Source organism: Roseococcus suduntuyensis (assembly GCF_014196305.1).
GTDB lineage: Bacteria > Pseudomonadota > Alphaproteobacteria > Acetobacterales > Acetobacteraceae > Roseococcus > Roseococcus suduntuyensis.
The window spans coordinates 1-1,252 of record NZ_JACIDJ010000017.1; the positions used below are offsets into that span (position 1 = coordinate 1).

The following is a 1,252-nucleotide window of genomic DNA, read 5'->3' on the forward strand; positions in this document are numbered from 1 at the left end:
TCCCGGTGCAGCTGCTGGCCTATCACGTGGCGGTGCTGAAGGGCACGGATGTGGACCAGCCGCGCAACCTGGCCAAGAGCGTGACGGTGGAATAGCCGACCTAGAGCAGCATCCCCTCATTCGGGCTCGTAGCCTGTGGCGGTGAAGTAGTTCGCGCACTCGGCTGGGGAGAAGGCGGGCAAGGCGTCACGGATGGCGTCCCACAGTTCGTCGATGGTGCGCGCGGCGGCCTTGCGCAGCAGGGACTTCAGCTTGGCGAAGGCGTTCTCGATCGGGTTAAAGTCCGGCGAGTAGGGCGGCAGGTAGAGCAAGGTCGCGCCTGCGCGCTCGATGGCAACGCGCACCGTGGCTGGCTTGTTGGCGGGCAGGTTGTCCATCACGACGATGTCGCGGGGGGCGAGCGTCGGAACCAGCACCTGCTCGACATAGGCGAGGAAGGCTGCGCCGTTCATCGCGCCATCGAGCACCATCGGCGCGGTCATGCCCGACAGCCTGAGCGCGCCGGTGAAGGTCGTGGTCTTCCAGTGTCCGTGCGGTACCGGCGCGCGGCAGCGCTCACCACGCGGCGCACGGCCCCGCAGGCGCGCCATCTTGGTCGATGCGCCGGTCTCGTCGATGAAGACCAGGCGTTCGGGATCAAGCTCGGGCTGCTGCGCGAACCCGGCTCCGCGCCGGGCGGCGACGTCGGGCCGCGCCTGCTCGCTGGCATGTGCGGTTTTTTTTGAAGGTGAGGTCCCGTCGATTGAGGAAGCGCCAGATCGTGCTCGGCGCGAACCGCTCGCCGTGTTCGCGCTCCAGCAACGCGGCGAGCTCGACCAGCGTGATGTCCACCTGCCGAGCGACCGCCGCAAGTATCACCGCGCCGAATGCTTCGATCCGGCCCGAGTGCCGGTCGCCGCCGCGCGGCTTCGCTGCTGTCGCCCCCGCCTCGTGCCACGTCCGCAGCCAGCGCACCGCCGTCGCCACCCCGATCCCGAAGCGCTCCGCCGCAGCGTGGCGCGACAGACCGCCCTCCACCGCCGCCATCACCCGAACCCGCAGATCCTCAGACAAGGTTTTCGCCATCGCTGCTGGCCCCCGCCCAGCAGACACGGTGAATCAGATCACGCCCGCGTCGGGGAAGCACTTTCGCGAATCGGTTCGAGGAGAATGTGCGCTAGGCTCCAAACCCAATCAGTTCTAGCTCCGACGCGGCGGTGTGTGATTCAAGCTTTGTGTTGGGCGGAGCATGATCATGGCGGGCGAGTTCTGG

Annotated in this window: 1 protein-coding gene; it reads right to left on the reverse strand. The window is 67.7% G+C overall.

Annotated elements, in window-relative coordinates; genetic code table 11:
* Positions 1-116: 116 nt before the first annotated feature.
* Positions 117-1,065, reverse strand: a protein-coding gene (locus tag GGQ83_RS19910; RefSeq protein WP_242534904.1) for an IS630 family transposase whose coding sequence is annotated in 2 segments (ribosomal slippage) — positions 117-723 and positions 722-1,065 — 951 coding nt in all. Because the reading frame shifts where the segments join, the coding sequence is not laid out codon by codon here.
* Positions 1,066-1,252: the final 187 nt, after the last annotated feature.